General features: G+C 72.2%; 11 protein-coding genes. 6 read left to right on the top strand and 5 right to left on the bottom strand.

The features are described from left to right. Positions 1-847, bottom strand: an 847-nt coding sequence (locus ACIQG9_RS05945) for a helix-turn-helix domain-containing protein (protein ID WP_400398738.1), incomplete at its 3' end; no start/stop codon positions are given. 184 nt (positions 848-1,031) lie between these two features. Here ACIQG9_RS05945 and ACIQG9_RS05940 point away from each other — a divergent pair. From ACIQG9_RS05940 to ACIQG9_RS05925, 4 genes are all read left to right on the top strand, one after another. Then, positions 1,032-1,295, top strand: a complete 264-nt coding sequence (locus ACIQG9_RS05940; protein ID WP_400398737.1) for a hypothetical protein — start codon at positions 1,032-1,034, stop codon at positions 1,293-1,295. 89 nt (positions 1,296-1,384) lie between these two features. Further along, positions 1,385-1,546 (top strand): hypothetical protein, encoded by a 162-nt coding sequence (locus ACIQG9_RS05935; RefSeq protein WP_400398736.1) that lies wholly within the window; start codon positions 1,385-1,387, stop codon positions 1,544-1,546. After that, complete coding sequence (locus ACIQG9_RS05930) at positions 1,539-1,712, top strand: hypothetical protein (protein WP_400398735.1); 174 nt, start codon at positions 1,539-1,541, stop codon at positions 1,710-1,712. Before ACIQG9_RS05935 ends, ACIQG9_RS05930 begins: the two co-directional genes overlap by 8 nt. Beyond that, on the top strand, positions 1,699-1,908 hold the full coding sequence (locus tag ACIQG9_RS05925) for a hypothetical protein (protein WP_400398734.1): 210 nt from the start codon (positions 1,699-1,701) through the stop codon (positions 1,906-1,908). Before ACIQG9_RS05930 ends, ACIQG9_RS05925 begins: the two co-directional genes overlap by 14 nt. An 11-nt stretch (positions 1,909-1,919) precedes the next feature. On the opposite strand, the gene ACIQG9_RS05920 is transcribed toward ACIQG9_RS05925, so the two are convergent. Both ACIQG9_RS05920 and ACIQG9_RS05915 read right to left on the bottom strand, forming a co-directional pair. Then, the gene (locus ACIQG9_RS05920) at positions 1,920-3,026 is read right to left on the bottom strand and encodes a D-alanine--D-alanine ligase family protein (RefSeq protein WP_400398733.1); all 1,107 of its coding nucleotides are present in this window, start codon (positions 3,024-3,026) and stop codon (positions 1,920-1,922) included. A gap of 150 nt (positions 3,027-3,176) precedes the next feature. Then, entirely contained in the window at positions 3,177-3,407 is a 231-nt protein-coding gene (locus ACIQG9_RS05915; RefSeq protein WP_400398732.1) for a hypothetical protein, read from the bottom strand. Between the two features lie 261 nt (positions 3,408-3,668). On the opposite strand from ACIQG9_RS05915, the gene ACIQG9_RS05910 reads away from it, so the two are divergent. Further along, positions 3,669-4,514, top strand: coding sequence for a helix-turn-helix domain-containing protein (locus tag ACIQG9_RS05910; protein ID WP_400398731.1), 846 nt, complete (start codon positions 3,669-3,671; stop codon positions 4,512-4,514). A gap of 7 nt (positions 4,515-4,521) precedes the next feature. Continuing rightward, positions 4,522-4,722 (top strand): DUF397 domain-containing protein, encoded by a 201-nt coding sequence (locus ACIQG9_RS05905; RefSeq protein WP_400398730.1) that lies wholly within the window; start codon positions 4,522-4,524, stop codon positions 4,720-4,722. 128 nt (positions 4,723-4,850) lie between these two features. On the opposite strand, the gene ACIQG9_RS05900 is transcribed toward ACIQG9_RS05905, so the two are convergent. Continuing rightward, complete coding sequence (locus ACIQG9_RS05900; RefSeq protein ID WP_400398729.1) at positions 4,851-5,903, bottom strand: ROK family protein; 1,053 nt, start codon at positions 5,901-5,903, stop codon at positions 4,851-4,853. A 135-nt stretch (positions 5,904-6,038) separates the two neighbouring features. Then, on the bottom strand, positions 6,039-6,830 hold the full coding sequence (locus ACIQG9_RS05895) for a putative protein N(5)-glutamine methyltransferase (protein ID WP_400398728.1): 792 nt from the start codon (positions 6,828-6,830) through the stop codon (positions 6,039-6,041). Positions 6,831-6,883: the final 53 nt, after the last annotated feature.

The raw sequence follows: 6,883 nt of genomic DNA, 5'->3' as shown, positions 1-6,883 counted from the left end.
TCAACGCCTGGGCGGTGAGCGTGCTCCACACACCGGCGTAGGCCCTGACCTCTTCGACACGATCGAGGTAGAGGGCTCCGGACAATCCCTCGTTGCAAACCGTCGTCGGCTCGGCGGACCGGGCACCCTTGGTGGGAAAGTCAAGAATGACGAAGCTCCCCGCTATGGCTGCCCGACTCAGCCCACCACCGAGCGGTAGAACTCGGACGGTGATGTTCGGTGCCTCGCTGGCTGCCATGAGTTTGTCCAACTGCCCAGCCATGCTGGACACCTGCTTGCGCAATGCCGCTTCCTCGATGATCGCCTCAAAGGCGGGAGCCGCCGGCCACTTCCTGCCGAGCAGGCGCTGACGCTCCGTCCGGAGTTCAACCAGCTTCGCTACTTCCTCGTCGGTGATACCGGACCTGGTCCGCGCCACCTCGGCGACATACTCCGGGGTCTGGAGCAGCCCCGGCACCAGCGCGTGTTCGTAGGTGCGGAGGCGGTTGGCCGCTGACTCCAGGCTGACGTACAACTCGAACCAGCGTGGGATGACCTCCCCGTAGGCGTGGTACCAGCCCTTGCTCTTGGACTCCTTCGCCAGGCTGACCAGGACCTCCGTCAGCTCCGGCGTAGCGCCGTAGAGGCGGCACATCTGGTCCACGTCCAGCGCTCGCACCGGGGTCTGGCCCGCCTCGATGCGGTACATCTTGGCGCGGGACCACTCCAGATCGGAGCCGGCGGCCTCCAGGCCGATGCCCGCCTGCTCCCTGGCCCGCCGCAGCAACCGGCCGAGTTCCCGCCTCGGCACGGTCGAGCCCATCTCCGCCACGTACACCATCCTCTCCGTCTCATCCCGACGCGTCATCCGACATGCCGTGAGACGACTTCCGCATCATCGCCCGCAAGGCGTGACCCTCCGGGGAATGTCTCACGTGGAGTGTTGCACAGGCGACTGCCTATCTCGGATCGTGGCTGGCAGAGCGGCTTGTCGATGATTAATGGAGGTGGCCGTGGGCCGGTGGAAGTGGTTCCAGCGAAAGGATCGTCCGGTGGACGTGGTCGAGCGTTCGACCTTCCCGCACCGGGCCGGCGCGTACGGCTCGCCGGGCGGGAGGGACCGACCGGGCGGGCAGTTCACGGCATATTGCGGTGTCCCCGCGCCGGGATACCGCAATATGCCGCAAACCGAGTCGATCATGCGGGACGACCCGGCCTGGAACGCCCCCACCACGGTCATCGCGCAGGACCGGCCGTTGATGACCGTGGCCGCGCGGTGGCGCAGCCGGGACGCGGTCGAGGGGCGGCACCGGTGAGCGACCACCTGCCGCACCGACCGAGCTGGGCGTGCCGGGACTGCGCCGACCCGTGGCCCTGCCCCGCGTACCGGCGGAGGTTGCCCCCGATGCGGCAGCCGCTGGCCGTGGTGGTGCTGGCCGACCAGGCCGCCGAGGCGATCCGCGACCTGGACGAGCTGCCCGAACGGGTGCTGCGCCGGTTCCTCTGGTTCACCCCGCTGACCGAGGCCGACTGCCTCGCCATCCTGCGGAACACCGGCCATGTATGAGAGCCGACCGGAACCGCCGTTCCGGGTGCTGATGGCCGGCTACGTGATCGACTTCCACCACCGCAACGCCTGCCCCCGCTGCCGACCCGACGGCTCCTGCGCCCGCCTCAGCGCCGCCGGCGAGACCCTGCGCGCCTGGCGCGACCGCGACGATGAACGCCGGTGACCTGCTACTCGTCACCCGGGCGGCCAGCCCACAGTTCGTCCGCCCGATCAGGTTCCGGCTGATCCGGGCACACGACTGGCCCACCTACCACGGCTGGGTCTGGCTCGACGGCTACCAGCTCGACGCCCAGGACCAGGCCGTGACCCGTCGGACGATCTACGTACGACGGGCGGGGCTGGTGAGGGCGGACGGCTGAGGCGGCGGGCCTCAGCGGCGGCCGGAGCCCCGGTGCAGGGCGGTACGGATCAGCCGGCCGACCAGCTTCGGGTACTCCAGGCCGCTGGCCGCCCACATCCGGGGGAACATCGACGTCGGGGTGAACCCGGGCATCGTGTTGATCTCGTTCAGGTAGACGTCCAGGTCGGGGCTGACGAAGAAGTCGACCCGGGCCAGGCCGGAGCAGTCCAGCGCGGTGAAGGCGCGGGTGGCGTACTCCTGGATCTGGCGGGTGACCCGGTCGGGCAGACCGGCCGGGACGTCGTACTCGCAGACCTCGTCGGCGTAGAGGTACTTGGCCTCGAAGTCGTACCAGTCGCGGTCGCCGACCATCCGGACCTCGGCCAGCACGGACGCCTCGGGCGCACCGCCGGCCTCGCCCTCCAGCACGCCGCACTCGATCTCCCGGCCGACGATCGCGCCCTCGACCAGCACCTTGGTGTCGATCTCCCGGGCGGTGGCGACCGCCGCGTCGAGCTGCGCCCAGTCGTCGACCTTGGTGATGCCGAAGGACGAGCCGGCCCGGGACGGCTTGACGAAGACCGGCAGGCCGAGCCGCGCCTTGTCCTGCTCGCTCAGCGTCATACCGTTGCGCAGCACCGCGTACGGGCCGACCGGGATGCCCTCGACGGCGCAGAGCTTCTTGGTGAACTCCTTGTCCATCGCGGCGGCGGAGGCGAAGACGTTCGCGCCGACGTAGGGGATGTCGGCCATCTCCAGCATGCCCTGGATGGTGCCGTCCTCGCCGTACGCGCCGTGCAGCACCGGGAAGACCACGTCCACGTCGGCGAGCGCACGGGGACCGTCGGTCGGGTCGAGGACAATCAGGCCGCCGGAGGTCGGCTCGGCACGGAGCACCACCTCGGCGCCGGAGCCGGCGGTGATCTCCGGCAGGCGGCGGGCCTGGATCGACAACTCGACGGGGTCCCCGCTGGTCAACACCCACTGGCCCTGCCGGGTGATGCCGACCGGCACCACCTCGTACTCGTCCGGGTCGAGCGCGCCGAGCACGCTGCCGGCGCTGACGCAGGAGATGCCGTGCTCGGGGCTGCGCCCGCCGAAGACGATCGCCACGCGGGTCTTGCCTGGGGTGGTCACTGGGGTCACCTCTCGGTAAGCGACTGCGGAGCCGCCAGCGGCGCTCACCCGGTTGACCTTACTGTGGGTGGCGGCGAGCCGATGGTGATACCCGGGAGGACGTGAGCCTCCCTCTCAAACGGTCACCCCGTCCAATACGGTGCGTGGTGGTCACTCACTGGCCGGTGGTTCGCTCCGTCGCCGCCCGACGGCGATCACCTTGACCCGTTGCCGGCCGGCCCGGACCATGCCCAGCGCCATGAACGCCCCGGCGATCCGGTCGGCGGCCTCCCGGCTGCTCGCGCCGACCACCTGGCGGCGGCGTTCGGGAGCGTTCCGCTCGTCGCGGGTCTCCCGCTCCACCGGCCGGACGTCGGTGAGCACGACCAGGAAGCGGGTCATCAGAGCCCACCCCGACATCCGGCTACCCACATCCGAGGTCCCTCCTGGACGGACGGCGGCGGTGGCACGTGGCGATCGGATACGGGGGAGTAAATCCGATCGCCACGCGCCCCATCCCCTCCGGTCGCTCACCATCGCCGTCGCCACGACAACCGCTGGTGAGGACTCCGTCACAGATTGACAGGTGGACAGGCGTGAATGCAACTCTCATCGACGTTCTCTCATGCACACGTTCCCGTAGACATATGTCACCATCGACGTATGGCACCGAAGACCGCCCGCGCCCGCCGGTTGGGCATCGCCCTGCGGACCCACCGTGAAGCAGCCGGCCTCACCCTGGAGGCCGCAGCCGACGAGATCAACAGCACCCGCAGCACGCTGAGCCGCTACGAGAACGCCCAGACGCTGGTCAACCCGGCCACCGTCCGCGCGCTGCTCAGCCTCTACGGCGTCAAACCCGACGAGATCGCCGCCGCGGTCCAACTGGCCAAGGACACCCGCAAGCCCGGCTGGTGGGTGCCCTACTCACACCTGCTGGACAAACGCACCATCGACTTCATCGCCCTGGAGGCGGAGGCGACCGGCATCGCCAACTTCGAACCGTCGGTGGTGCCGGGCCTGCTCCAGACCGCCGACTACATCCGGGGCGTGATGCGCGGCGGGCCGCACACCCTCGCCGACGACCAGGTCGAGCAGCGGGTGAAACTGCGGCTGGACCGGCAGCAGCGGATCACCTCCGCCGAACCGCCCATCTTCGACGCGATCATCGACGAGGGCGCGCTGCTGCGGCCGGTCGGCGACCGCACGGTGATGGAGGCGCAGCTACGCCACCTGCTCAAGATCGCCGAACTGCCCAACGTCACCGTCCAGGTGATCCCGCTCTCCGCCGGCTACCACCGCGGCACCCGGGGTTCGCTGCACATCCTGGAGTTCGCCGACCCGGAGGACCCGCTGATCGCCTCGGTGGAGACCGTCGCCGGTCAGATGGTCCTCGATCGGCCCGGTGACCTGCGCACCTGCACCAAGATCATGGAGCACCTGCGGACCGTCGCGCTCAGCCCGGCGGACAGCCGCGACCAGCTCCTGCAACTGATGAAGGGACGGTAGGACACCGATGACACCCACGATCAGCGCCGCGCTGGCCACGGCCGCCTGGCGCAAGAGCAGCCACAGCGGGGACGAGGGGGCCTGCGTCGAACTGGCGCCCCTGCCCGACCGGATCGCGGTCCGCGACTCGAAGGACCCGACCGGCCCGGTGCTGCTCTTCCCGCCCGCCGCCTGGGCCGCATTCGCCGCCACCCCACCACGGCGCTGACCCCGCGCCCGCGACGCCCGCACCCGAACGGGCGTCGCGGGCCGGCAGGCGTCCCGCGCCCGGCCGGCGGTCCCGCGCCGGCGAGCGGGCGTCACCGCAACGAGCGGGCGCGATCCCGCGCCTGCGGGTCAGTCGGCCAGGACCGCAGGGGGCACGGGGGTGGCCCGCACGGCCTCCAGCGCCGCGATCGCCACCCCCCGCGCGCCGGCCATGTCCCGGTCCGGCACCAGCGCGAAGGTGGCCAGCGTGGCCTGCTCCGCACGGAGCACGGTGTGCGCGCGGACGGTGCCGAGGAACCAGTCGCGGAACTCCGGAGCCGCCTCCACCACCCCGCCGCCGACGAAGTACGCGTGCGGGTCGGTGAAGTTCGCCGCGATGGTGAACAACCGGCCGAGCGCCGCCGCCTGCTGGGCGAAGACCTCCCGGGCCAGCGCGTCACCGCGCTCGGCGTACCCCCGCAGCAGCTTCGCGGCGCGTTCGACCGGCTCCTGCGCCAGCGGATGACCCGGGTACCGGGACAGCCAGTACGGCAGCAGGTTGCGGCCGATCGCGGTCAGCGACGCGACGCTCTCCGCGTCCCCGACGAAGCCGCAGGCGCAGCGCGGCTCGGGCTGGCCGGGGGCGAGCAGCCCGGCCAGCGGGATGTGCACGTGCCCGAACTCGCCGGCCATCCCGGCCGCCCCGGTGACCACCCTGCCGTCCACCACCACCCCGCCGCCCAGGCCGGTGCCGACGATCGCCGCCACCGAGGACCGGGCCGCCGCCACGGATCCGAAGTGGACGTGGTGGGCGTAGAGCGCGGCGGCGTTGCCGTCGTTGTGGTAGACCACCGGCAGGCCCAACCGCCGCTGGAGGGCACCCCGCACGTCGTAGCCGTGCCAGGCCGGCTGGGCGAAGTTCGTCGACCCCCGGGAGGAGATCACCCCGGTGGCGCTGGCCGGGCCCGGGGTGTCCAGGCCGACCGCGCGGACCAGCGCACGCGGCACGCCGGTACGGGCGAGCACCCCGTCCAACGCGCGGGCCAGCGCCTCGATGGCCGCGTCCGGGCCGGCGCGCACCTCGCTGGGGATCTCCACCAGCCCGTCCACCAGGAACCGGCCGTCCAGGCTGAGCACGGTGGCGTTGTTGCTGGTACCGCCGTTGTCGAGGCCGACCACCACCGGCACGTCCGCGCCGTCCATCCGCCACCTCCACCCGGAGCCTGATGCGAGGTTAGTTCCCGACGCCGCCACCCGCCACGTGCCCGCCCTCCAACGGGCGATCGGCCCGACGGCTCCGGCCGGCGCGTACGGTTCCGGCCGGAGCGGGCGGGCGGATCAGTCCGGGCGGCGGGCCACCACGCCGGTGGCGTCCCACTCCGGAGCGTGCCGCACCGACGGCACCAGGCCCAGCCCGGCCAGCGCGGCGCAGAGCGCGTCGGCCTGCCCGGCGCTCACCTCCACCACCAGGTGACCACCCGGCACCAGCCAGTCCACCGCCCCGGCGGCCACCCGACGCAGCACGGCCAACCCGTCGACGCCGCCGTCGAGCGCCACCGGCGCCTCGTGCAGCCGGGCCTCCACCGGCATCAACGCCACCGCCGGGGTGGGCACGTACGGGGCGTTGGCCACCACCACGTCCAGCCGGCCCCGCCAGGTGCGCGGCAGCGGGTCGTACAGGTCGCCCTCGAAGACGGCGACGTCGCGGCCGGCCAGGTTGCGGCGGGCACAGGCGACCGCGGCCGGGTCCACGTCGACGGCGGCGAGCCAACGCGGGGCGAGCCGGTCGGCGAGCGCGACGCTGATCGCGCCCGACCCGCAGCACAGGTCGACCAGCGCCGGCGTCGGCCCGGCGACCGACACGGCGGCCTCCACCAGCAGTGCGGTACGGGCCCGAGGGACGAACACCCCGGGGTCGACGGCGATCCGCCGGCCACAGAACTCGGCCCAGCCGAGCAGGTGTTCCAGCGGTTCACCGGCCACCCGGCGGTCGGTGAGGACGGCCAGCGCCCGCGGTGCGCCAGCGGCGGCGATCAGCAACTCGGCCTCGTCCTCGGCGTAGACACAGCCGGCGGCGCGCAGCCGGGCGACGAGGGCGGGACGGTCAGGGTGGAACGGAATCGGTGCCATGATGATGCCTTTCGGGAACGCTCGTCGGCGCTCCCGCCGTCGCTACCGAGGCG

This window comes from Micromonospora sp. NPDC092111 (genome assembly GCF_044755745.1).
Lineage (GTDB): Bacteria > Actinomycetota > Actinomycetes > Mycobacteriales > Micromonosporaceae > Micromonospora.
This window is presented reverse-complemented; position numbering and strand designations above follow the sequence as displayed.

Bases quoted from the DNA above. Each gene is read 5' to 3' on its own strand.
- ACIQG9_RS05935 (WP_400398736.1), top strand. From the start codon at position 1,385: ATGCGGCAGCCGCTGGCCGTGGTGGTGCTGGCCGACCAGGCCGCCGAG.
- ACIQG9_RS05930 (WP_400398735.1), top strand. From the start codon at position 1,539: ATGTATGAGAGCCGACCGGAACCGCCGTTCCGGGTGCTGATGGCCGGC.
- ACIQG9_RS05925 (WP_400398734.1), top strand. From the start codon at position 1,699: ATGAACGCCGGTGACCTGCTACTCGTCACCCGGGCGGCCAGCCCACAG.
- ACIQG9_RS05915 (WP_400398732.1), bottom strand. From the start codon at position 3,407: ATGACCCGCTTCCTGGTCGTGCTCACCGACGTCCGGCCGGTGGAGCGG.
- ACIQG9_RS05910 (WP_400398731.1), top strand. From the start codon at position 3,669: ATGGCACCGAAGACCGCCCGCGCCCGCCGGTTGGGCATCGCCCTGCGG.
- ACIQG9_RS05905 (WP_400398730.1), top strand. From the start codon at position 4,522: ATGACACCCACGATCAGCGCCGCGCTGGCCACGGCCGCCTGGCGCAAG.
- ACIQG9_RS05900 (WP_400398729.1), bottom strand. From the start codon at position 5,903: ATGGACGGCGCGGACGTGCCGGTGGTGGTCGGCCTCGACAACGGCGGT.
- ACIQG9_RS05895 (WP_400398728.1), bottom strand. From the start codon at position 6,830: ATGGCACCGATTCCGTTCCACCCTGACCGTCCCGCCCTCGTCGCCCGG.